Origin of the sequence: Klebsiella pasteurii, assembly GCF_018139045.1 — a bacterium.
In the GTDB taxonomy this organism is placed as follows: domain Bacteria; phylum Pseudomonadota; class Gammaproteobacteria; order Enterobacterales; family Enterobacteriaceae; genus Klebsiella; species Klebsiella grimontii.
On the sequence record NZ_CP073236.1, the window covers coordinates 259,053 to 282,903 of the forward strand.

Below are 23,851 nucleotides of genomic sequence, written 5' to 3' on the forward strand. Positions count from 1 at the left end.
AATGGCGAGACGGGTTAGAAAAGAGCAACGGAATCAGGGAAGTTCCATTTCTGTATCAGTTGCTTGTAGGTGCCATTTTTGACGAGGCCCTGGAGACCTTTTTCCAGCAGAGCCTGGGTTTCGCTATCGCCTTTACGCACGGCAAACGCGATGTGGGTATCTGCCTCGAACTCATCGCCAACCGCTTCGAACATGCCCGCTTTTTCGGTTAGCAGGGCGACGGTCCCCGGCGTGGAGAGGAATTCAGCATCGGCGCGGCCCTGGGAGACGGCAACGGCGGAGTCGGTAGCGGCGGGGAAGGTCATGACGTTAATGGCCGGTTTTTTGGCGTCCAGACAGCGCTGGTTGTCTGCCCGGGCCTGGCTCTCTTCGATCCCCCCGAGCGTTACGGCGATATTTTTACCGCAGAGGCTCAGGTCGCGTCCGGTGATTTTTGCCGGATTACCTTTGCTCACCACCACGCGGCTGCCGATCTTCAGGTAGGGCACGAAGTCGACCTGCGCGGCACGGGTCGGGTTGACGTACATGGCGGAGTTGATGATATCGAGGCGTTTCCCTTGCAGTGCTGGGATAAGCCCTTTGAACTCCATCGGCATCGGCGCAGGCGTCAGCCGGATCTCTTTGCTTAGCGCGTTAATCAGGTCGATATCGAAGCCGGTGAGCTTGCCCTCTTTCACAAATTCAAAAGGCATAAACGTCGCCGCCGTGCCGTAGGTCAACTTGCCCGGGGCGATGGTTTCCACCGCAGCATGGCCCACCAGCGGGAGGGCGGTCAGCGCGAACATCAAGGTACGCACGTGGCGAAACAGTAAAGAATTGCTGGACATAGTCGTCTCCTGGTTAAGGTCTAAATTGAATTTAATGTGTCAATAAATACAATTGTACATGTGAAGAAAGCGTCTCATCCTGGTGCATATTGCACGTTAATCGTGCAGTCCTTGCTTTGTTTTGCTGCAATTTGTTGTGCATGATATTGTATATATCGACCACAACAATGCATTTCAGGGAAGCGTTCTCCATGCAGCCTGACTCCACTGCGAGCAGTCGCCGGATAGCCCGGCAAATACTCGACCTGATATCTGAAGCAAAATTCGATCCAGGTCATCATTTACGCGAGCAACATCTTGCCGATGCACTGGGGGTTTCGCGTACGCCGGTGCGCGCCGGGTTAAAAGAACTGACCCGAATGGGGGCGGTTGAAGCGCGTCCAAACCAGGGATTTTTCCTGCTTAAACGCAGCAATGAGCTGGAGCTGCTGGAGATTGAGCAGTCCAAGAGCAATGACCAGAAGCTCTACGAACAGCTGGTCCATGACCGTATTGCGGGCGTGCTGCCGGAATCGTTTACCCAGACTGAAATCAGCCAGCGCTATGAAGTCGATCGCGGTGTGCTGACCCGTACACTGGTGAAGCTATCGGAGGATGGTCTGATTGCGCGTAATGCGGGGCACGGCTGGCGCTTCCTGCAAACCCTCAACTCTGATGTCGCCCTGCGCAACAGCTACGGTTTTCGCCTGATGATTGAACCGACGGCGCTGCTGACACCTAACCTGCATGTTGACAGGCAGATGCTTAAACGTCTGCGCGCCCAGCATCTGCGCCTTATCACCCACCCGGACATTACGCAGGTTCCGGCAAAAGAGATTTTCGAAACCGACGCTGCATTCCACGAGTTGCTGGCGGAAGCCAGCGGCAATCTGTTTGTGCTACAGGCTATCCAGCAACAAAACCGGCTGCGCCGTTTGCTGGAATTTGGCAGCTATCACAATAAGCGCCGCGTAAAAGAGTGGTGCGAAGAGCACGTTGCTATCATCGATGCCCTGCGAGAGAACAAGCAGGAACAGGCGGCGGAATTGATGAGAAAACACCTGCAATACGCGTTTGACCAGGTCAATGTCAAAAACGGTCGCGCATAGCTGGCATCGCTCTTGCACATATTGCTTCTGAAAATACAATCAGGAGCATTTATGGATTTGCAGATACAACAACGAGTGGCGCTGGTGTGCGGGGCCGGAAGCGGACTTGGGCAGGCTATTGCCCTTTCGCTGGCGCAGGAAGGCGTGAGAGTGGCGGTCACCGGCCGCAATGCTGATAAACTGGCGCAAACGGTGGAGCGTATTACCCAGACGGGCGGCACTGCCCGCGCCTGGCCTTTGGATCTGGCCGCCCCGGAGCGGTTCGATACGGTGATTGCCGATATTCGCCAGCAGTGGGGCGATATCGATATTCTGGTCAATAATTCCGGTGGCCCGCCGCCCGCATCGGCGCAGGGGACAGGTGGCGCAGTCTGGCAACAGCAGTTTTCAGTGATGGTCGCCTCGTTGATTCAGCTCACCGATAAACTCCTGCCCGCCATGCGCAGCCGCGGCTGGGGACGCATTATTACCACCACGTCATCCGGCGTGATTACCCCCATTCCTGGCCTCGCCCTGTCGAACGCGCTGCGCATGAGCCTGCTCGGCTGGTCGAAAACTCTCGCCAGTGAAGTGGCTGGCGACGGCGTGACGGTGAATGTGATGGTGCCTGGGCGCATCGCCACCGACCGCGTGGGGCAGCTGGACGCACTCAGGGCGCAACGGGAAAACAGCAGTGCGGAAGCGGTCGCCGAAAAGAGTCGTATGAGCATTCCGGCCGGGCGCTACGGTGAACCGCAGGAGTACGGCGCCGCCGCTGCGTTTCTGGCAAGCCAGCCTGCCAGCTACATTACCGGGGCGGTGATTCGGGTTGATGGCGGATTGATCGGCGCGATTTAGTCACGGAGAATGCGTCATGCCGGTCGGTTTCGCAGCGGACCGGCATGACGGCTTATCAGCCGCTCCGAATTGTTTATTTTGCAGGCAACGAAGTCCATCTCTACAAATTTAACCCGCAGGTGTTGGGATCGGGTCTGAATACGATAAATTTTCTGATTAAACTTTTATTCTTCCTGCGTTGTTAAAGCGGAATGATTCACCATAAAAAATGCGCAAAGCGCGAGCAGTACGGCCCCAGCGGTAAGTATCCATCCGGCGTGGTGAAAAGCGGTTAAGCTCCCATTAGTCGGAGCGAATTGGAGGTAGCTCGCGGTAATCAATGCCGTTCCCGCCATCGCGCCAATACGCTGGAGGATGTTAAGAATAGGCGCGGCATCAGCGACATGACGGCTGCCAGCCATCGCCATGCCCGCTGCCATAGCGGGTACCGTCGCCAGGGCTAAACCGAACCCTCTGACGGCGATTGCGCCACCCACAAGCGTATAGTGACTCTCCGCATCAATCATCCCCAGCGGCAGGGTGGCAAATGCCGCGAGTAAGCCGCCCACGATCAGCACCGCGCGTGGCCCCAACTTATCAGAAAAGTAGCCTGCCACCGGAAATCCTATCGCCGAACCGATTAACTGAGGAGTAAGAAGCAAGCCCACTTCAGCCAGTGTTTTATGGCAAACGTCGCGGAAATATAAAGGAAGCAGGAACTGCCCGCCAAAATTCACCGCGCCGCCGATAGTCATCAATATGGCAGATAGAGCGAAGCCCCGATGTTTGAAAAGCCCGAGATGAAGTAAGGGGGATTCAATGCGCAAAGAGCGATAAATAAACAAGCAGGTGAACAGGGCGCCCACGCTGAGCATGATGGCGTTCCAGCCATATTTGCCGCTATTCAGGCTGAGCTCTTTCATGCCTTCCATCAGTATCGGCAGGCTGCAAAAGACCAGCGCCAGCCCCAGCCAGTCCAACGAGAGAGGCCTGTCATTTTTTATGGTCGGACGGGGAAGCAACTTCCATCCGGCAAGATAGGCACACAGGCAGAAGGGCACGGTGATCCAAAATAACCCTCGCCATCCGCAGCTTTCAAGCAGGAGTGCGCCAAGCGATGTCCCCAATAAGGGGGCAATGACGATGGCGACGCCAATCGTGCCAATGACCCGCCCCAGGCGTTCGCGTCCGACGACCAGACCAAGAATAGTTTGCCCCGCTGGTACGAGTAATCCGCCTGCCAGACCTTGCATTATCCTTGCGGCAAGCAGCACCTCGAAACGTGGGGAAAGGGCGCAAACTGCCGAGAAGATCGCAAATAACATCAGCCCATAGAGCCAAAGCTGCGTAGCGCCAAAGCGTCTGACGGCCCAGGCGCTCAGCGGAACGCCTGCCGCAAGGGCCATAAGATACGCTGTTGCTATCCATTGTATTGCCGAGTCCGGCACCCCCAGGCCGATGGCCATGGCGGGCAGCGCCGCGCTGAGCATCGTTGATGAAAGCATGGTGGAAAAAGCTCCCAGCGTGATAATGGCTGCCTGCATCCACAACACTGGCGGTATGGCATTTGTCGGTCGCGGATGGGTTGTTTCCTTGACCAGCTTGTCTTGATGGATATTCATAAAAAGCCCCCTAACAGACGATAAGCGAAGAAATCTATCATTGATCAATTTATCTATCATTGATAGAGTAATTTGCATTAAAGTTTCCGTCAGGCGCCGGGGTCAGACAAAATGTCTCTTCACAGGCCGCTGGCACGGGTAAATGGATTAACAACAGGATCAATATCATGGCGAAAATTCAACGAGATCAGGTGATTGAGGCAGCATTAGCTCTCTTGGATGAAGTCGGTCTGGAAGCGTTGACGACCCGTAAACTGGCACAAAAACTGGGCGTGGAATCCGCGACGTTGTACTGGCATTTCAAAAACAAGGCCAATTTGCTGGAAGAAATGGCTTCAGCTGTTTTAGCCAAACACCATGCGCTAGCTGTGCCCGAAGAAACTTCGGAATGGACAAGTTGGCTGGCGGATAACGCACGTAGTTTCCGCCGCGCTCTGCTCGCCCATCGGGACGGCGCTCTGTTACATGCAGGCACATCGCCGACCCGGGTGGGAGGAGAAACCTTTTATCCAAAGCTGGTTTATCTTGTCCGAGCCGGTTTCAGTGAGGCTGAAGCCGCAATGATATTACTTGCGATTAGCGAATATACTTTGGGGTGCGTATTAGAGGAACAGTCGCGAACGTACGGTAATGATAATAAAAAGTTATCAAAAATACCGGCAGAAATTTCCCATATCGAATCGTTGGTCAAGCCACATTCGGATACCGCTTTTGAGTATGGTCTGTCTTTGATAATTAAAGGATTATCAATGCCATCAGCTTAATATTGTGCTTATTACAACACGATTAGCATCAGAGGCTTTAGCAAAAATTACCACAGAACCACCTTGATAATACCGGGAGAATGCATAAGGAGGAGACCCCATGTTTATTTCTGAATCCGTGATCGCCGTTATCATTGATTGGATCGACGATAACTTACATAAACCACTGCGTATAGAACAGATAGCTCACTACTCAGGCTATTCAAAATGGTATCTGCAGCGTTTGTTCCTGCAATATAAAGGAGAGAGCCTGGGGCGCTACATTCGTAATAAAAAGCTGGATTCAGCTGCCCGAGATTTACGCGAGACCGATGAGAATATTTACAGTATTGGTTTGCGCTACGGCTATGACTCGCAGCAAACTTTCACCCGATTATTTACCCGGCATTTCCATTTGCCGCCCGGTGAATATCGCAAGAAAAACAAAACAACCTATTACGTACCGGGCAAAGCTGAATTTTAATCTCCTTTCCGATAGCCCTGGCCAAGCCGCCGCAGATAACTCGATGCGAAGAGATTTATCAATAAATAGAAAAGCAGACAGCGCCGAAAATACAAAACCTCCTGTTCTTTGGGTAACCATGGGGAACGGCGCGGAAAAAGCCGCGCCTTGTGAGTTATCAGGAGGTATTTGGTCAGCAGGGCGATTAATGGTAGGTGGGAAGCCAGTCGCCATGCGCGTCAATCAATTCGTCGCACAGCTTGCGGGTGTCATCGATCGACAGTTCGGCGGAAGTGTGCGGGTCGAGCAGAGCGGCATGATAGATAGCTTCGCGCTTGCGCGTAACCGCCGCCTCGACGGTCAACAGTTGGGTATTGATGTTGGTACGGTTCAGCGCCGCCAGTTGCTCAGGCAAGTTGCCGACGTAGCATGGCGTGACGCCCTGGCCATCCACCAGACAAGGGACTTCGACACAGGCCTCGGAAGGTAAGTTAGTGATCAAACCGGTGTTGAGCACGTTACCGCCAATTTTATAGGGCCGATCGGTTTCCATCGCTTCGATGATATAAGACGCGTATTCATGGGTACGGCTATGGGTCAGGCTGGTGTCATGGGTCAGCGCCACTTTCTGCTGCTGCCATTGTTCAATCTGCTCAATACACCGGCGCGGATATTCATCCAGCGGAATATTGAATCGTTCAATCAGTTCCGGGTAGTTGCGTTTGATCCAGTAAGGCATGTATTCGGCGTTGTGCTCTGACGATTCGGTGACGTAATAGCCGAAAGTTTTCATGATTTCATGGCGCACCATATCATCATGCTTGCCCTGCAGGGCGCTGGCCCGGCGCTTAATTTCCGGGTACAGATCCTCGCCGTGGCGGCGAATGTCCAGCAGCCAGGCCATGTGGTTGATACCCGCGATATGAAATTGCACGTCGTCGGTTGGCATATCCACGCTTTTCAACAGCGTTTCAGCGCAGACCTGAACGCTGTGGCAAAGTCCGACCGTTTTCACCTCCGTATGACGCAGCATAGCGCCGGTTATCGTGGCCATAGGATTGGTGTAGTTCAGAAACCAGGCGTTCGGGCAGACGGCTTCGATATCCCGCGCGAAATCAAACATTACGGGTATGGTGCGCAGTGCGCGGAAGATACCGCCAATTCCCAGGGTATCGGCAATCGTCTGCCGGAGACCATATTTTCTCGCGATAGTGAAGTCGGTAATGGTGCAAGGGTCGTAGCCGCCGACCTGGATGGCATTCACCACGTAATGGGCGTTTTTCAATGCCGCGCGGCGATTCTCAACGCCAAGGTAAGCGGCGATCTTCGCTCTGCCCGCATTGGTATTGCTGTTGATATTGTTCAACATGGCGAGTGATTCATTGAGACGCGCGCCGTCGATGTCGTACAGTGCAATCTCCACCTCCTTCAGCGTCGGGGTCGCCATAATGTCCCCGAGTACGTTTCTGGCGAAAATGGTGCTGCCCGCGCCCATAAATGTCACTTTAATCATGGTATTTCTCCGTTCCTGCTGTTTTCGTCAGGCAGACTGTACGCTGCGGCGTGACCCGGAAATATGGCTAAATGTGATATTGCTATGGCGAAAAATGATGTCGCAAAGAAAGTGTGAGCCAGCTCTGAATCTGACTGAATCGGGGGACTTTACTGGCGTTATCTCTGATAATGTGAGGGGAAAAAATCGCGAGTTACTGATGCACAGGACTTTTACCCTCAATCATACCGACAATATCGAATTGAACTTGTACCAGTACGGCGAGGAGAGTTGTCATAAGGGGCACCGTTATGGCCCCGCTGTCCGTCAGCATTATCTATTTCATTATGTGATAAGTGGAACCGGCACCTTTTACAGTGAATCCGGCGCTTTTCCTGTCGTCGCGGGGGAGGGGTTTCTGATCCACCCCCATGATGTGACCACCTACTGCGCGGATAAAAAAGATCCCTGGCATTATATGTGGCTTGAGGTCGATGGGCTGATCGCCGCCAGAATTTTCGCGGAGTGCCATCTGAGCCGGCAATCGCCAATTTACCGACCCAATCTGAATAATGACAACCTCAGCGCCCTCGGCTACCTGCGGCACATTATCGAACATGGCGATGAACACCGGCTGAAGGTGCAGGGGCTGTGCTATCTCTTCTTTTCGACCTTAATCAGCAATACGCATGATCACCGGGCTCCTCTCCGTGATGACAAGACCAGACACCTGCAAAAGGCGATCAAAAAAATTGAAAATCGCTACCACGAACCTCTGACCGTTGAGAGCCTGGCCGCATACTGCAATATCAACCGTAGCTACCTTTGCCGGTTGTTCAAAAGCGCCTACGGTATAGGTCCCAAGGAGTATTTGCTCAATTTTCGTATGAGCATCGCCGTCAGCCTTCTCAAAAACAGCAATACGGCGATTAAAGTTGTGGGTATTTCCGTAGGCTATGAAAATCAGCTGCATTTTTCTAAGGCTTTTAAGAAAATGCACGGCGTATCTCCGGCTAAATGGCGGCAAAAATACCTTTCTGAACAGCAGCCGGCGACGTGACGTTTACCGCTTATTTACCTCTGTGGTGTGGTTGAAATAAAGTTTTATCGGGGGGAGCCGATGCTTTTGTTGGCGGACGATTTTGTCTGATACAATTTTATATGACCTTGCATCAAGCGAAATTGTGGCTGAATGATAAAATGGTCACTATTTGTCAATCAAAGACCACCGCGTTAAGCTAACAGAATGACTAAAAAAATGAACGTACCATCAGCACGTGGCCCGCTCGATCACAGCGTCCGGGAGCAAATCGTCAACGCCGCATTTGAGCATTTCGGGCATTACGGCTACGAAAAAACCACCGTAGCGGAATTGGCTAAATCTATCGGTTTTTCAAAGGCCTACATCTATAAGTTTTTCGATTCCAAACAGGCTATCGGCGAAGTGATCTGCGCTAACCGCCTGGAGACGATCATGACGGCGGTACTTGCAGCGGTGGCGGATGCGCCATCAGCCAGCGAAAAATTACGCCGCCTGTTTCGCGCGCTCACCGAAGCGGGAAGCGAACTGTTTTTCCACGATCGTAAGCTCTATGACATTGCCGCCGTCGCCTCCCGGGAGAAGTGGCCATCAACGGAAAGGTATGCGGAACGCCTGTTAAAGCTGATTGAAAGCATTGTTGTCGAAGGCAGGCAGGCCGGCGAGTTCGAGAGGAAAACCCCTCTTGACGAGGCAACCTATGCGATATACATGGTGATGTGCCCCTTCATTAACCCTGTTCAGCTGCAGTTTAACCTTGAAGCGGCGCCGACGGCAGCGGTCATTCTCTCCTCGTTGATTCTAAGAAGCCTGGCCCCCTGAATGATAACCGCTCTTTTTTTTGGTCACTGGTCTGAGTATGCGGGAGCTGATTAAGCGTTTCCCATGCTCAGGCTTTTTGCCGCTTGTCGTCTGTGCCGGGATTTGATGGCCCAGCTGAAGCATTTTTTACTGACCTTGCGATGCATATCTACTAAAGAAAAGCGTAAATCATCAGTAGCCAGAGTAGGGCGCCGACGATAATCATCATTTTCAGAAGGACATTGCTGGCCGGGAAAATATATACCGGCGGCAGGGCGGAGCGCCTGGCCTTAATGAGTAAATAAGGCGGCAATAATATACTCCATAGCACCAGTGAAATGCCGGCAAAGGCGAGAGCAGATAAAAATCCTTGTGGGGCGAAAATACAGGCCAGAGCAGGAGGGAAATAGGTCAGAAATATTGCCAGCGGGCGCGATCCCCGGCGGCTGATTTTATTCAGTATATCCTCAAGATAATCACTCAAGCCGATTGAGGCCGACATCAGTGAGGCTAAAACGGCAATACTCCCAAAGGAGACCAGCGTCAGGCGGGTCGCCGAGGTGGTCTGGTGGATATTAAGGGCGGTAATGAAGGCCCCGATGTTCCCGCCCTGGTCGCTGACATGCTGGATCGCCTGAGGCGTGAGCGCGCCCATGGTCAGCGTCAGCCAGAAAGCGTAGACGATCAGTGAAACCGCAAAGCCGTAATAGAGAGAGCGGGTAACCGCGCGATGATTATCCCGTCTGTACATTCTGCTCAGGGAGGGCACGCTGCCATGAAAGCCAAAAGCGATAATACAGACCGGCACGATCGGCAGGTAATACCCGAGCGGCGTGCTGGCGGAGATGTCGAACAATCTGAGCGGCTTTACGCCACCCGCGGCACCGGCGAACAGCAGAAAAAACAGGGTGAACTTGGCGGCGATAAGGCCGGAGAGGATATAGCCGGGTAATCTGCCGCCTGCCCACAGGATCGCCGAGGTCGTCAGCGACAGCAGTATTATCGGCAGCCAGCTGCGGCCCCTGGCATCGGGCGGTAAGAGATCGCGCAATATTGACGCGGCGCCTGAGATGTACGCGTAGGTCAGTAGGTAGAGCACAAAGCAGAAGGCTACCCCGATGATAACGCTGGCGGCGGGGCCGAGCAGCGCGCTGGTGAAAGTATGAAAGCTGGCGCCGGGAGGAAATCGCATCGTGATGTCAACGAGGATTAGCCCCGTCATCAGCATCAATATGCCCGTTGCCGAGAGGATCAGCAGGCCTTTTAAAAACCATACGTGGACGAACGCGATCGGCAACGCGAACATGCCGCCGCCGATAATGGTCGCCACCATGAGAGACGTTCCGCGCAGAGGGAACCCTGTTCCTTTCATATGAATGAGTGTCCGTAAGCGGCCTGACGAAGCAGGCCGGCAGCAGCTATTTATTTCGTGGCTTCAGCCAGTGATTCTCTGAAGTTTCGATAGAAGTCGTCGATTTGCCCGCTCTCGTGGAGAGCTGATAAAGCGCAGCGCAAAATGGCGTGCCCTTCTTCAACGGTCGGATACATCGCCACGGTCGTCGCGAAGCCGCGATCGTGCAGCTTTTTGCACATCGTGATGGCGAGATCTTCGTTACCAATCAGGATCCCCCGAATCGGCATCGTGGTACCCCGGTTTACGATTTCGGTCTTGCCGAAAACTTCGTCAAAATAGCGAATGACATTCTGTAACTTCTCCTGGCGGGCAGCGACGGTGCCGTCCAGGTGGAGGTCGGCGGCGGCTACGCAGGCGGCAATCCCTGGCAATGACGGCGGTCCGCCAAAGGCGTAGGTTGTGCCATAGGTCTTAATAAAATTGATGGTCTCTGCGGCGTGACAGGCGATAAATCCGCCGTGCGAGCCAAAAGCTTTAGACAGCGATCCGGCGATAATAATACGCTCGTCAAGCCGATGGCCTAGGCATGCCATCACATATCCCGAACCGTAGTCCCCGTAGATAGAGGTGCCATGCGCATCGTCTATATATGCGTAGCCGTCATACTGATGCGCCAGGCGGACAATCTGCGCGACCGGGGCGACTCCGCCCATGGAGCCTACGCTGTCTGATACCGATATCGGCGTCAGTCCCTGGCTGGCGGCATAGCGAAAGGCCTCTTCGATCCGCGGCGTATCCTGGAAATCAATTCTGACGACGTCCCCGAACTGCTGTAAAAGACCACGGTTGATTTGCAGCGTCGCGTGGGCGGTCTTCTCCATAATAAAATAGGGTTTTTTACTGAACGTAAAATGCGGCAGCGTCCCGGACGCCAGCAGCGGTAATACCGCGATATGGCAGGGCGTCACCGCGTTGAACGTCAGGGTATGAGCCCCATGCATGATTTGATTCAGTCGCGCTTCCAGCTGCGGGAACAGATCGACTTTTACCCGCGTTCTGGCGACGGAAACCTGCACGCCAAAACGCTCAATCGCGTCGATAACCGCTATTTTCAGCGCCGGATGAGTCTCCAGCCCAAGATAGGAGCATGAGACAAACTCCACCATTTTTCTGCCATCGTCGAGGGTAATGACCTTGCCATCCCTTTTGGCTACCACCAGTTCATTAATATGTTCAGAGAACACCCTGGTTTGATATTTTAGCGATCTATCTATTTTCCTTTTTTGCCAGTTTTCCATTGCGTTACCTTCATTGTCGTGACTACCAGAAGAGATAAAATTGCCAGCGTTAACGTGCTCGTGCCGAGGGTTCTGTCAAACCCCAGGCCGGTGTCTGTGAGTTTTACAGCGAAATAGCTGATGGCGCCGGCGCAGACTGTTTGAATAAAACCGGTGACCGATGCCGCAATACCGGTTTTAGTACCTTTGATTTGCAGTGCGATAAAGTTGGCGGTCGGGTAATAGGCACCAAGGCTGAAATTAAAAATCATCGATCCAGCGATGCATAATATGAGTGAGTGGCTACCGATAATAAATGGGGTGACCGCCAGCGCATTGATGATAAACAAAATCCAGGGGTTATTTATGCGCTCAAATTTTGAGAACTGATTGCCAATAATAAAAAACAACACGGAAGCGGAAAACAGCAGCGAGTAGTGCATTGTGCTCAGCCCAAGCTGCTGCATAAAAATGGCCGGCGACAGCGAGATATAGCAAAACAGCGAACTCAGGATCAGCGAAACCAGCAGCGTTCCCTGGATAAATGCCGGCGTGATAAACCCGGAAGAAGAGGGCGCCGCAGCGCTATCGCGATGCCCAAGGCGGCGCGGAGACAGCAGGAGGGTAACGACGCTAAACAGGGCCATAACGAGGAATATATGGTTCCAGCTCAGATGGCCGAGGATTGCGGCGCCGGCCAGCGGCGCAATAAGCGGAACCACCGCGCTGGCGGAAGAAATATCGGAAAGGGCGCGCTTGAGCGTCAGGGGAGAAAACGTCTCTTTGGCGATGGCTTTAGACAGAACCGGTCCTGCCCCGGCGCCCACGGCCTGTAATGCTCTGCCGGCCAACAGCATTGATAAACTATCGGCCATAAAACAGAGGAGGCTCCCCGCCAGGAAAAGCAAAAAGCTGGCCGTCAGCACGCGTAATTTACCCAGCTTTTCGCCGATAAACCCTGATAATAATTGGCTACAGGCGTATATCACCAGAAAACCACTAATGGTTAACTGAATAGATGAATAATCGCTGTGGAACGCTTTTTGTAACAGAGGTAGCGCCGGCACGATCATATCTGTCGCCAGCGCGGAAACCGATGCGGCGAGAATAAGGTATAAGTATATCCTGAGCATGTTAAACTCTTCGGTTAATATTGATTGAAACGTGGCGTTATTATTTTTAATGCGGTGCTGTTTTTTTAGCGAGTGAACAAATAGCGATCCCGGTCAAAATTAGCAGCGTGCTCAGTAAGTGATAGAGGTGCGGCTGGGTGTGTAAAAACAGAATGCTTAATATGCCGCCAGATAGCGGAATAATATGGGTATAAATTTCCCCGCGAGTGGCGCCAATGGCCGCGATGCCTTTATTCCAGAATAAGTAGGCCAGCCATGAGGGGAAAATAACCAGGTACGCCAGTCCGGTCAGGAAAGCGATATCGTGGTACGAAGCGAATGAGGTCGCGGGATGCCGCCACAGCCAGAAAATCACCACCGGAAGCAGAATAAGAGCACCGAGAAGCGAACTGACGGCGACGAAAGCGTTGGCGGGGATACGACGATCTTTGTTACGTAACAGAGAGCAATATACCGCCCAGCTCAGCGCGGACCCCATTGCCCACAGATCGCCCTGGCTAAAGCCTTTTAGCCCCTCAGCGTTGGTCAGGTTGCCGTGCAGAAGCAGCAGGAGGACGCCTGCGGTGCTAAAAAGTACCCCCCACCAGTTACGCGCCGACACCCGGTCGCGGAAAATCAACCGATTAATAATAAGCACCATGCAGGGGGTCGCAGACATGTAAATCGCTGCGTTCAGCGCCGAAGTCGACTGCAGGCCAATATAGAGAGTTAAGGGAAAACTTACCTGCCCGCACAGCGTTAAAATCAGCAGCGTTGGCGCATTTTGGCGGAACAGCAGGCGACTATCGCGGATTTGCCGCTGATAGAGCAATACCAGCAGTATCGCGGTCAACGCCCATCTCGCTTCAGTCATCAGGATCGGGTCCGCGCCCTGAACGAGAATATGCCCTACGACATAATTCCCTCCCCAAAACAGGGCCGCCAGCGTGAGTAACAGGTAAGGCATGCTGATTCCTTGCATCGCTTCGAACTGTACTAAATGGTAACTTTATTTTTTTTAATATATCAATTAAATTTTATTATTATTTTGGTTTTTGCTATTTTTTGTCTAAAAAACAAATAATTAAAAATTTGTTACGCATGTGCAAAAAATCTGATTGCAGCATATATATCTGTACGATAACGTATCTATACCATGCATTATACAGGGATAAATCGATGCGTAAGACAGAAAATGGTTTCACCGGGAATGAACAGCATTCCGCAATGGCCAGGCTCTCTCTGGATGACATGATTGACCAGCTTCTCCACAGCAACGCGCTTTCACTAAAACTTACGGCCAATCCGCTACTGGCCGACAGAGTCTGGTACCTGACCGAAAACACCTGCATCAAAGCTTTTACCGCCAACGATCCGCAGGCTAAAAAGCGTGCCCACGGCGCGCTGTTTAAACTGTACCAGGCATGGCTGGCGGAGCCGCTATCGGCAGCGGCAAAAAACCAGTTCCATCCCTTGCTCTGCGGGATTAGAAGCTACATCGAGTCAGAATGGCTACGGGTGGAAAAAAAACGGTTCGCATTCCCGATACCCGCGCTTAACGCCGGCAATATCGTTGAGGAACTTCGTGACCTCTGTCAGAAACACCCGGCCTCGCACCATCCTCTGTTTGATTTTCTCGCTTCTTCTGCTTCCGTTACGCAAATAGACTATTTCTTCAAAAGCGATAGCGCGCTGAATCTGCTGTTTTTCGATCTGGTGGCAATGGGGCTGGTCGGTTCTCTGCCTGAAACGCGCGCAGAGATTGCCCAGAATCTCTGGGATGAAATAGGCCAGGGCAGCCAGGAGATCACGCACGTTAATCTGTATAAGGATTTACTGAAGAGAAGGGATATTGCGTTGCCTGAAAACCATTTTGCCCATCTGTACGACTGGCAGGGGCTCGCTGGCTACAACGCGTTTATGTTGGGCGGCGTTAACCGTCAGCATTACTACAAATCGCTTGGCGTCATGGCGATGACGGAACTGTTGGATCCGCCGCAGTACCAGAAGCTGGTGACAGGATGCCGCCGTATCGGGCTATCGGATCGCGACGTCCATTATTACTCAGAGCATATCGAGGTTGATATCGGCCATGCGGATGGATGGCTGAATAACGTTATCGTACCGATCGGCAATAAAAATCCGGCTGCGCTGGAAGAGGTCTACTCTGGCGCAGCGCTGCGTCTTCAGACTTGCTGCGATTATTACGATTGTCTGCTGGAGGCGTTACGCACGCTCGCTGACCGCGAATCAGAGGGTGCCGCCCTCTGAATAGATAAGCGCTTTCGCCGCGCTCCAGGCCGTTATTCCGGGAGGGATCTCCCGGCACTCCGATGACTCGGCCTGTTGGGCGGCAATCGCGCCATCAATCAGCATAAGCATCATCATCGCCACCCGTTCCGCAGGCTCTGGTTTTAATAGCCCGATGAGGATGTCGCGGAAAAACTGGTAGAGGCGCGATTTAAACTGTGAACATATCGTTCGGATAGCGGGAGACGAGGTCCCGTATTCAAACAGGGCGCGGGTGAACATGCAGCCGTGAAAATCCGCACAGGTGAACCAGTTATTGTAGTATTCAAAGACGGCAAATAGCTTCTCACGCCCCGTGGGCTTATCCGCGGTAATGTCCTGCAGCGCCTGCATAAACTCACACTCTTTCTGCTGTAAAATATCAAGAATGAGCGCCTCTTTATCCGGATAGTAGCGGTAGAACGTCATTTTGGAGATGCCCGCGTTCTCCGAAATTCGGTCAATACTCGGCGACTGATACCCCTCTTTGTTAAACAGGGACATAGAATGGCGGATAATTTCCGCTTGTTTTGGTTTCATACTGTTTCCCGTTGAAGGTAGTAATACAGAGGGCTTTGGTAGATAGCAGTCAGCAGTTGATATGTCGGGCGGGCATCGCAACGATGCAGACGCAATGTTATCCCGGTACCGATATCCATGCCCCAGCGGTGGGCGGCATGAGTGAACGCGTTAACCCATCAAAAACGTACGTCGATTCTTACATCCGGCCTCGAAAAAAGCAAAAATCCTCAGGCCATCTCAGTTGCGCATGAAACAGAAATACGCAGGCGTCGCCATTTCATGCCCTTATGCCCTTCACCTTGCGCTCGGGACGGATAAAGAGAGGCCGGGTAGAAGTTAGCATCCCCCCCGAACAGGGGGTGATGTTTTTGTGATACAAGTCATAAAATAACGCTCGGTTATTGTGATGTTACTTGCAGTCAATGGATTTGAATTTAAATCGACCCGCGCTATCTCTGCGGGTTTTTTTTCGTCCGGCGATTGTCGGTGGGCGGCGACTCCACCTGCTGTAAATAATCCTGATACCAGCCGCTGATGCATTGGGTCACGGGATTTTCGTTGAGGTCGAAGCGCCTGCCGTCGAGCCTGCTCACCGGGGTAATACCTGCCAGCGTTCCGGTGACAAAGCTTCGTCAGCAGTGAATGCTTAGACAAGGCTAAAGGATCTTTCCTGCACGCCGATGCCCTGCCGGCGCGCCAGCGACAAGATCGTGCGGTGGGTAATACCGTTAAAGCAGTACAGGCCGTGTGAGGTCCACAGTTTGCCCCGGCATACGAGAAAAAATTGGTGGAATGGCAACTGGCGACGAAACCATGAGGGTCCATCATCAGCGCTTCATCTGCACCGGCAATAGCGTCTGAATCTAATGCAGCGGCTGTGGGTATTAAGACGCAAATCGAAGAAATCCGGCGCGCTGGTACGATAGGTCGAGGTGAACAAGGCATGGCCTCGCCGTTTGGCCTGTTCATCAACAACCTTATATTCCGCTACGCAGACGATAGTAGCGCCACCGAGGATAAAGCGCGGGTCCTGATTTGGCGTGAGCTTTTTGCCGCGGGTGACCATGAGTCGCAGAGGGCGCCGTCCGTCATACCGTTGATCTTCAGCGTGTTGTACATCATATCGGTTAGCTCATCACGACTATGGCCGAGCCCCACTTTTCCATCTGCGTGTGAGCAATGCGTATCTATGAATTATTCCTGGCATATTTTTACCCTGATGAGAAAGTCATTTGTGAAAACAATGTATTACGCGAACACGATGACGGAGTTTGTTATCAGTGCATTATTGTTCTTCTGGTTTAACTCATGCCCGAACGTTATTTACTGATACCTAAGCTGTTTAGCTTAATCATGGCGTGTTGCACAGATTATTGATAACTCAATACGCTATCGTTTTAAGGTGGTTTATTCCTGTCGCCGAATTTAAAAACACCGAACGGGTGGGAGTCATAGCTTGCGGGGTCGTTAAAAGTATCACTTCTGACCGGCAGGCTCATCAAAGAGCGGCAATATTTGCCCGACGAGCGTCCCGGCCTGAAAATGATATCGCCATGCCCCTTACGCAGCGTCTGGCGATAGAGTGCAGAAGATGAAAACGGCTTTAGCGGGTAAATTTCCCTATCCACGGGCTGCTTGTATCCTGTGACCAGAGTTGTAATAGCATCTCCCTGAACTTTTCCGCTGCAGGGCTAAGCGCCGTTTCTCTGCGCAGCACGAGACCGAGCGTGCGGCGAATAACCGGCTCAACGAGTGGACGGCTGACAAGAATGTGATGCTCATCGGTCGGCATGGCCAGACTGGGAACCACTGCCACGCCAAGCCCTGCTTCTACCATACCCAGCGATGTCGACAGATGCCTGACCTCATAGAACCAGTTGGGCTTCCAGTCCATATTCTCCAGCGCTTGATCGATCAGAGAGCGGTTACCGCTTGAGCGTCTAACGCCAATAAGCCTGAAGTTGGCCAGGTCTTCCCACAAGATCAGCGACTTCTGCGCCAGTTCGTGATCCCGTCGGCAGGCTAATACGAAAGGCTCATTGACCAGCGGCGAGAAATCAATATTGGGATGTGTGATGTTTATCATGTTTATGCCGAAATCTGCGTCACCGTTTAAGACAGCTTCAAGACAATCGCTGGCGCTGTGCTCGAGGATTCGGATACGGATATTGGGATAGTGGTTGTTATAGTCCCTGATGACGGAGGGGAGGAAATAGAACGCTGCGGTGGGGAGACAGGACAGGGTGACGACACCGCTTTGATGAGTGGCCATTTCTTTAATACTCAGGATTGAGCTTTCATAAAAATCTATTAAATTCTTTGCCTTAGGTAAAAACTCTCTGCCTACTGCCGTGAGTTTGATGTTTCTGGTTGTCCGTTCAAATAGCGTAGCTCCAAGCTGCTCTTCAAGTTTTTTGATCCGCCGCGTTAACGCCGGTTGGGATGTGTGAAGAAAATGTGATGCTCTTGTGAAGCATCCAATTTCTGCAATTTTAACAAACGCTTGTATACCTTGAAGATCGTGCAGCATAAGATTTCACTCCAGACTTTGTCGCGATGCAAACACACTAACCTAACCGCTATTTATACGCAAAACGTATTAATGGTTGGTTTTATTGGCATTAGCATTATGTATTCGTCTGTGGAATCCTGACATTGCTCTTATCAATGCGTGAAACGAGAAACATAATGTTAAAGATTCCTTGTGTACTGATGCGTGGCGGTACTTCGAAAGGCCCGGTGCTTCTGGCCAGTGATTTACCGACAAAAATTGAAGAACGCGATGCTGTGCTGCTGGGCTTAATGGGCGCGGGTCACGAACTTGAAATTGATGGTATTGGCGGCGGCAGCCCCCAAACCAGTAAAGTCGCGATTGTTAGCCCCTCGGACAGTCCGGATGCTGATGTTGACTATTTATTTGTCCAGGTGATGGTCAACGAGCGTCGCGTCGATACCACGCCCAACTGCGGTAACATGCTCTGTGCCGTAGGACCCTTTGCGATTGAAAAAGGCCTTGTTAAGGCGCAAAGTCCGGTGACGACAGTGCGAATTCGCAACCTGAATACCGGTACGCTGGTAGATGCGGAAGTACAAACGCCGAATTTTTATGTCAACTATGAAGGCGATACGCACATTGATGGCGTTCCGGGCTGCGCCGCGCCGATTGGCCTGACTTTCCTTAACTCCGCTGGATGCAAGACGGGAAAGCTGCTGCCAACCGGTAACGTCGTCGATGTGATTGATGATGTGGAAGTCACCTGCATCGATATGGCGATGCCGATGGTGCTGATTAGGGCAGAGCGGATGGGAAAAAGAGGAGACGAATCACCGGCCGACCTTGATGCTGACAGCGCCTTTATGACTAAGCTGGAAACGATTCGGCGTAAGGCGGGTGCGAAAATGGGGCTGGGCGATGTTGCCGATAAAGTGATCCCAAAACCGGTTCTGCTGAGTGAACCCGGCGCAGGCGGGACTATCAGAGTTCGTTATTTTATGCCTCATACCTGCCATAAATCTCTGGCTATCACGGGGTCTATCGGCATAGCAACGGCCACGATAATTGAAGGGTCGGTAGCCCATCACATTGTGGCCGATCAGCCCAGGACGCCGTATACCAATATAATTAATATTGAACATCCAAGCGGGAAAATTTCCGTATCTTTACTTAAAGAGGGAAATGACATTGAGAAAACACGTGCCGCAGTGATTAGAACCTCCCGTAAATTATTTGAAGGCACGGTTTGCGTCCCGGAATATGTTTTAGCGGAGGAGTTATAAATATTTTATATCATTAATGCGATGAAGTACTGATGTCCTCTAGCGTGTAGTTGCTACATAACTCTGTACCTAAAAAAATAATGTCGAGGATTTTATGGCTATAACCCATACGAAAGATAACCAGCTTAATTCTGCTCCCGTCAAGGTCAGTAATTATATTCGGATCATCCTGGCCCTGGCGCTATCCGGCCTTGCAGAATTAGCCTCACTTTTTTTTATTCAACCTCTGTTACCGGTTCTGGCCGTCGAATATGATGTGCCGGTTAGTCAGGTGAGTATCATTCTTTCTGCAGAAACGGCGCTTCTGGCGATAGGATTATTATTCACCGGGACGCTGTCCGATCATTACGGCAGAAAAAAATTAATTATCGTTTCGCTGCTACTTGGCGGACTGCTGACGATGCTCTGTCCTCTTGTCGAATCATGGGCGATGCTGGTGGCTCTGCGTGCGGTCATTGGTCTGGCGCTCAGCGGTATCGCTGCTGCCGCAACCGCCTATATCAGCGAGGAGGTCGCGCCGGTGGTGGCTGGGGTGGTCACTGGATACTTCGTCTTTGGTAACTCGATGGGAGGGATGTCCGGGCGTATTGTGGCCAGCCAGCTGATCGACCATATCTCAATAAACACCATTTTCTATGGTTTTGCGATCAGCCTGATTTTGGTTGCTTTGCTGGTTAACTTTTTGCTCCCGACGTCTCGGAACTTTAAGCCAACGCAAAACCTTAACGTTCTTCGTGTAGTGAAAGGCGCTGCATCTCACTTTAAAAATAAAAAACTGGCGTTAGCTTTTGTGATTAGCTTTATCATTTTTGGGGTATTTACCTCTCTCTATAACTACCTGGCTTTCTTCCTGAAAGGCGAACCGTTTCATATTTCTCCGGCGAATGCGGGCCTGCTCTCCTTTAGCTTTGCCTTGAGCTTTTTCACCGCCCCTCAGGCGGGACGCCTTTCCGCAAAATACGGCAGTATGAGAGTCCTGCGCGCGCTGTTTGTAATGATGGCGCTGGGAATGTTGCTGACTTTAACCTCTAACGTCGTCACCTTTATTATCGGCGCGGTTGTTTTTACCGGCTGTTTCTTTGGTTGTCACTCCATTGGCTTAAGTTGGGTAAGTAAAAATGCAACGCATGCACGAGGCCAGGCCGTCGCGCTGTATCTGTTCTTCTACTACATGGGCGGCTCAGTGATTGGTTTCGTGAACGGTTTTGTTTTCCACTCTATGGGCTGGCAGGGGATGACGGGATTCATTATTGCGCTACTGGCCGTGGGTGCGGTGGTTGCAACGTATTTGTCTTCCAGCGAAACAAAAGCCATGGTTCCGGTTGAGTCTTAAATTCTTTGTAGCGAAGTAAATTACTCACGTCATATCCAATGGCGTGAGCAAAGAAATTCAATGTTAGTAAGGTGTCATCATGAAATTAGCAAGCTATGTTCATCATGGTCGTAAGAGTTATGGAATTTTGACGGAGACAGGCATTATTGACCTGGGTGGCAAAATTGGTCATCAATATAGTACGCTGAAGGACTTGTTGCAGTGGGGCGCCATTGAGATTGCCGGGCAGTATGTTAATTATCCGGTCGATATTATGATGGCTGATATTACTTTTTTACCCGTTATTGAAAGCCCTGGGAAAATTATCTGCGTCGGTATGAATTATGCGGAAAAAAGAAAAGAGTTTTCTGAAACCAACGATGCACCGACCCTTTTCGTTCGTTTCCCTGACTCGCAAACCGGGCATGCAACGCCGATATTAAAACCCGCGCTATCTAATGAATTTGATTATGAAGGCGAACTGGCCGTTATTATTGGCAAACCGGGTATGAATATCGAGACCGACGCTGCCCTGAGCCATGTTGCCGGCTATAGCTGCTATATGGATGGATCGGTACGCGACTGGCAGCATGCCTGGTTTACCGCCGGGAAAAACTGGCGGCAGACCGGCGCATTTGGGCCCTGCCTGACAACCGTTGATGAAATACCCGATCCCCACCGCTTGTCTATTCAAACCTATTTGAATGGCATCATGGTTCAGAATGATTCGACGAGCAATATGATCCATAAAGTCGCCGATTTGATTAGCTATATCAGTACATTTACTGCTCTCAGCCCCGGCGATGTCATTATTACCGGCTCCCCAGGCGGCGTAGGTAAAAAAAGAACCCCCCCTCTCTTTATGCATCAAGGCGATCGGGTCGAGGTGGTTATTGAAAATATTGGTCATCTCATGAATACGATTATCGAATCAAAACCGCAGCACGAAATGCAGATGTCGTAGTCTCCGCAGGCTCGGGCAAGATTATTTTTTGACGCCCATTAAGGTATGGGCAGGAGAAACAAGATGTACACCGACCAAACGCTAGAATTCGAGAAAGTGGAAACTAGCAACGGTACCTTCAGAGAAGAAATCATTCTCTTTCTGAAGAACAATGGATTAGGTATCGACGGCGACATTGAGCAATTTGTTGTCGCACGCTGTCAGCGGCAGCTGGTTGCCTGCGCCGGGCTTGCGGGGAATACGTTAAAATGCATTGCGGTTGCCAGAGAATGGCGTGGCACAGCGTTAGGCCTGAAAATTATTCATGAAGCGGAGTTGCAGGCTATTCAGAACGGCGAACATCAGCTTTTTCTTCTGACGTGTCCGGATAATGTGCGGTCATTCCAGGGATGCGGATTTTATCCTTTGGTCACACTCGATAACAGAGCGACGCTGATGGAAAATTCGCCGGTTGGCATCCATCGCTACTGCCGTCAACTGCGGGGCCAGCATTTGGTGACCGCCGTAAATATCGGCGGGATTGTAATGAATGCAAATCCCTTTACGTTAGGGCACCAGTATCTGATTGAGCAGGCGGCGAAAGCGTGCGACTGGCTACATGTCTTTGTCGTTGAGGAAGATCTGTCCACGTTTTCTTTTCGGCAACGGTTTGCCATGGTTCAGGAGGGTTCACGGCACCTGCCTAATATTACTGTTCACCCTGGCTCAAAATACATTATTTCTCGAGGAACATTTCCCGGTTACTTTCTCAAAGAAAAACAAATCATTAATGAGGTGTATGCCGCAATAGATTTGCTTATGTTCCGCCGTTACATTGCTCCGGCTTTAAATATTAATCAGCGCTTTGTTGGCACTGAACCCTTTTGCAAGGTGACCGCGCAATATAATGATGCAATGCATCACTGGCTGGAGGATGAGATGACAATACCTACCGCCAGTATCAAGGTGAATGAGATTCAGAGGATGACCGATATTAATAATCTTCCCATCTCCGCCTCTGCGGTCAGGAAATTGTTAAATCACGAAGATATGCACACCGTTAAAAGTATGGTGCCAGCGACTACCATGCCTTATTTATATAAATGGTTATCAGCGAATCAATCAAAGCAGCCCGATTTGGATATGGTCGATGCTTAATAAATAATTGTTCAGGATATTTATATGAAAATATTACATGCGGCAATCGCCGGGACGCTCGAATCCAGCGACCTGGTTGTCAAAGTCAGCCCCTACGATGATGGGCTCGATATAACTATCAACAGTGAAGTGTACAAACAATTTGGTGAACAGATTACGGCAGTGGTCAATGAAACACTTTCCATATTAAACGTTACGCAGGGCCAGATTATTGTGGAGGATAAGGGCGCGCTGGACTGTGTTATCCGCGCCAGAATGCAGGCGGCGATTTTACGGGGAACGGCCAGCAACGAAATTGCGTGGGAAAAATTATGATGAAAAAATTACGTCGCAGCATGCTTTTTTTACCGGGTTCAAGCGCCGCTATGCTTTCAGCCGCCTTTATTTATAAACCCGATTCAATCATGTTTGACCTGGAAGATGCGGTCTCGTTGAAAGAGAAAGACAGCGCGCGGCTGCTGGTGTTCCATGCGTTACAGCATCCTATGTATAAAGATATTGAAACCGTTGTCAGGATTAACCCGCTGAATACGCCGTTTGGCTTAAAAGACCTCGAAGCGGCGGTGCGCGCCGGCGTCGATGTTATCCGTTTACCCAAAACCGATACACCAGAAGATATTTATCAGCTTGAGCGTGAAATTGTGCGTATTGAAGAGAGCTGCGGCCGTCCGGTGGGCTCTACGCAGCTCATGGCGGCGATTGAATCGGCGGTGGGCGTCATTAATGCCGTCGCTATCGCCAGGGCATCTCAACGCCTGATGGGAATTGCGCTGGCGGCGTTTGATTACGTCATGGATATGCAAACGGAACGCGGCGACGGTACCGAGCTGTTTTACGCGCGCTGCGCGGTATTACATGCGGCCCGTGGGGCAGGCATTGATGCGTTTGACGTGGTCTATGCCGATATTAATGACGAGGCCGGCTTTTTGAAAGAAGTGGATTTGATTAAGCGTATGGGCTTTAACGGTAAGTCGCTTATTAATCCGCGGCAGATTGAGATCTTACATAATGCCTATGCCCCCACTCAGGAAGAGGTTGATTACGCGGAGCGTGTTATTGCCGCGGCCGAAGAAGGGGAGCGTAGCGGACTTGGGGTGATTTCACTGAACGGCAAAATGATTGACGCGCCGATCATCAACCATGCCCGGGTGGTTATTGAACGCAAAAATGCCTCCGGCATCCGTCAATAATCTCCATTCAGTCACCAGCAACAGGA

22 protein-coding genes and 1 pseudogene are annotated in these 23,851 nt (G+C 51.4%); 13 read left to right on the top strand and 10 right to left on the bottom strand.

Translation table 11 applies throughout. The features are described 5' to 3' along the window. Positions 1–14 precede the first annotated feature (14 nt). Positions 15–827 carry an ABC transporter substrate-binding protein gene (locus tag KCG39_RS01095; RefSeq protein ID WP_004131076.1) on the bottom strand — a complete coding sequence of 271 codons (813 nt, stop codon included), beginning with the start codon at positions 825–827 and terminating at the stop codon, positions 15–17. Positions 828–1,018: 191 nt separating this feature from the next. Here KCG39_RS01095 and KCG39_RS01100 point away from each other — a divergent pair, with 191 nt between their 5' ends. Next, a complete protein-coding gene (locus KCG39_RS01100; protein ID WP_004131078.1) occupies positions 1,019–1,915 on the top strand; it encodes a GntR family transcriptional regulator in 897 nt (298 codons plus the stop codon). Between the two features lie 51 nt (positions 1,916–1,966). Continuing rightward, positions 1,967–2,752: an SDR family oxidoreductase gene (locus KCG39_RS01105; protein WP_004131095.1), complete on the top strand. Its 786-nt coding sequence runs from the start codon at positions 1,967–1,969 to the stop codon at positions 2,750–2,752. 164 nt (positions 2,753–2,916) lie between these two features. On the opposite strand, the gene KCG39_RS01110 is transcribed toward KCG39_RS01105, so the two are convergent. Continuing rightward, positions 2,917–4,353, bottom strand: coding sequence for a DHA2 family efflux MFS transporter permease subunit (locus tag KCG39_RS01110; RefSeq protein ID WP_087828870.1), 1,437 nt, complete (start codon positions 4,351–4,353; stop codon positions 2,917–2,919). A 167-nt stretch (positions 4,354–4,520) separates the two neighbouring features. Between KCG39_RS01110 and KCG39_RS01115 the strand changes: the two genes are divergently transcribed. Both KCG39_RS01115 and KCG39_RS01120 read left to right on the top strand, forming a co-directional pair. Continuing rightward, positions 4,521–5,117, top strand: a complete 597-nt coding sequence (locus KCG39_RS01115) for a TetR/AcrR family transcriptional regulator C-terminal domain-containing protein (protein WP_142467755.1) — start codon at positions 4,521–4,523, stop codon at positions 5,115–5,117. Positions 5,118–5,217: 100 nt separating this feature from the next. Next, positions 5,218–5,580 (top strand): RamA family antibiotic efflux transcriptional regulator, encoded by a 363-nt coding sequence (locus tag KCG39_RS01120; protein WP_004131101.1) that lies wholly within the window; start codon positions 5,218–5,220, stop codon positions 5,578–5,580. Positions 5,581–5,764: 184 nt separating this feature from the next. On the opposite strand, the gene melA is transcribed toward KCG39_RS01120, so the two are convergent. Then, positions 5,765–7,072, bottom strand: coding sequence for an alpha-glucosidase/alpha-galactosidase (gene melA, locus KCG39_RS01125; protein WP_142467754.1), 1,308 nt, complete (start codon positions 7,070–7,072; stop codon positions 5,765–5,767). Between the two features lie 199 nt (positions 7,073–7,271). Here melA and KCG39_RS01130 point away from each other — a divergent pair, with 199 nt between their 5' ends. Together KCG39_RS01130 and KCG39_RS01135 are read left to right on the top strand one after the other, a co-directional pair. Next, positions 7,272–8,111 (top strand): AraC family transcriptional regulator, encoded by an 840-nt coding sequence (locus KCG39_RS01130; protein ID WP_142467867.1) that lies wholly within the window; start codon positions 7,272–7,274, stop codon positions 8,109–8,111. A 186-nt stretch (positions 8,112–8,297) separates the two neighbouring features. Further along, the gene (locus tag KCG39_RS01135) at positions 8,298–8,912 is read left to right on the top strand and encodes a TetR/AcrR family transcriptional regulator (RefSeq protein WP_004131104.1); all 615 of its coding nucleotides are present in this window, start codon (positions 8,298–8,300) and stop codon (positions 8,910–8,912) included. Positions 8,913–9,063: 151 nt separating this feature from the next. Here KCG39_RS01135 and KCG39_RS01140 read toward each other — a convergent pair whose 3' ends face one another. From KCG39_RS01140 to KCG39_RS01155, 4 genes are all read right to left on the bottom strand, one after another. After that, positions 9,064–10,224: an aromatic amino acid transport family protein gene (locus KCG39_RS01140; RefSeq protein ID WP_338033235.1), complete on the bottom strand. Its 1,161-nt coding sequence runs from the start codon at positions 10,222–10,224 to the stop codon at positions 9,064–9,066. Positions 10,225–10,313: 89 nt separating this feature from the next. Next, entirely contained in the window at positions 10,314–11,543 is a 1,230-nt protein-coding gene (locus KCG39_RS01145) for an 8-amino-7-oxononanoate synthase family protein (RefSeq protein ID WP_170100720.1), read from the bottom strand. Continuing rightward, positions 11,516–12,655 carry an MFS transporter gene (locus tag KCG39_RS01150; protein WP_004131107.1) on the bottom strand — a complete coding sequence of 380 codons (1,140 nt, stop codon included), beginning with the start codon at positions 12,653–12,655 and terminating at the stop codon, positions 11,516–11,518. The genes KCG39_RS01145 and KCG39_RS01150 overlap by 28 nt, the downstream gene beginning before the upstream one ends. A 46-nt stretch (positions 12,656–12,701) precedes the next feature. After that, the gene (locus KCG39_RS01155) at positions 12,702–13,601 is read right to left on the bottom strand and encodes a DMT family transporter (RefSeq protein WP_004131109.1); all 900 of its coding nucleotides are present in this window, start codon (positions 13,599–13,601) and stop codon (positions 12,702–12,704) included. Between the two features lie 212 nt (positions 13,602–13,813). Between KCG39_RS01155 and KCG39_RS01160 the strand changes: the two genes are divergently transcribed. Beyond that, on the top strand, positions 13,814–14,905 hold the full coding sequence (locus KCG39_RS01160) for an iron-containing redox enzyme family protein (RefSeq protein ID WP_004131111.1): 1,092 nt from the start codon (positions 13,814–13,816) through the stop codon (positions 14,903–14,905). Here KCG39_RS01160 and KCG39_RS01165 read toward each other — a convergent pair. The 3 genes and pseudogenes from KCG39_RS01165 to KCG39_RS01175 all read right to left on the bottom strand — a co-directional run bounded on the left by KCG39_RS01165 (position 14,885) and on the right by KCG39_RS01175 (position 17,975). Next, positions 14,885–15,463: a TetR/AcrR family transcriptional regulator gene (locus tag KCG39_RS01165; protein ID WP_004131113.1), complete on the bottom strand. Its 579-nt coding sequence runs from the start codon at positions 15,461–15,463 to the stop codon at positions 14,885–14,887. The two genes, KCG39_RS01160 and KCG39_RS01165, sit on opposite strands and share 21 nt — an antisense overlap. Before the next feature lie 431 nt (positions 15,464–15,894). After that, positions 15,895–16,606 (bottom strand): annotated as a pseudogene (locus tag KCG39_RS01170) (aminotransferase class IV); the annotation flags it as partial. 442 nt (positions 16,607–17,048) lie between these two features. Continuing rightward, entirely contained in the window at positions 17,049–17,975 is a 927-nt protein-coding gene (locus KCG39_RS01175) for a LysR family transcriptional regulator (RefSeq protein ID WP_004131117.1), read from the bottom strand. 158 nt (positions 17,976–18,133) lie between these two features. On the opposite strand from KCG39_RS01175, the gene KCG39_RS01180 reads away from it, so the two are divergent. The 6 genes from KCG39_RS01180 to citE all read left to right on the top strand — a co-directional run bounded on the left by KCG39_RS01180 (position 18,134) and on the right by citE (position 23,825). After that, entirely contained in the window at positions 18,134–19,222 is a 1,089-nt protein-coding gene (locus KCG39_RS01180) for a 4-oxalomesaconate tautomerase (RefSeq protein WP_004131120.1), read from the top strand. Between the two features lie 94 nt (positions 19,223–19,316). Further along, entirely contained in the window at positions 19,317–20,555 is a 1,239-nt protein-coding gene (locus tag KCG39_RS01185) for an MFS transporter (RefSeq protein WP_004131122.1), read from the top strand. A 79-nt stretch (positions 20,556–20,634) separates the two neighbouring features. Beyond that, positions 20,635–21,498: a fumarylacetoacetate hydrolase family protein gene (locus KCG39_RS01190; RefSeq protein ID WP_004131124.1), complete on the top strand. Its 864-nt coding sequence runs from the start codon at positions 20,635–20,637 to the stop codon at positions 21,496–21,498. 63 nt (positions 21,499–21,561) lie between these two features. Continuing rightward, complete coding sequence (gene citC / locus KCG39_RS01195) at positions 21,562–22,635, top strand: [citrate (pro-3S)-lyase] ligase (protein ID WP_142467750.1); 1,074 nt, start codon at positions 21,562–21,564, stop codon at positions 22,633–22,635. Between the two features lie 24 nt (positions 22,636–22,659). Beyond that, complete coding sequence (gene citD, locus KCG39_RS01200) at positions 22,660–22,950, top strand: citrate lyase acyl carrier protein (protein ID WP_004131130.1); 291 nt, start codon at positions 22,660–22,662, stop codon at positions 22,948–22,950. Beyond that, positions 22,950–23,825: a citrate (pro-3S)-lyase subunit beta gene (citE, locus tag KCG39_RS01205; protein ID WP_211811626.1), complete on the top strand. Its 876-nt coding sequence runs from the start codon at positions 22,950–22,952 to the stop codon at positions 23,823–23,825. Before citD ends, citE begins: the two co-directional genes overlap by 1 nt. Positions 23,826–23,851: the final 26 nt, after the last annotated feature.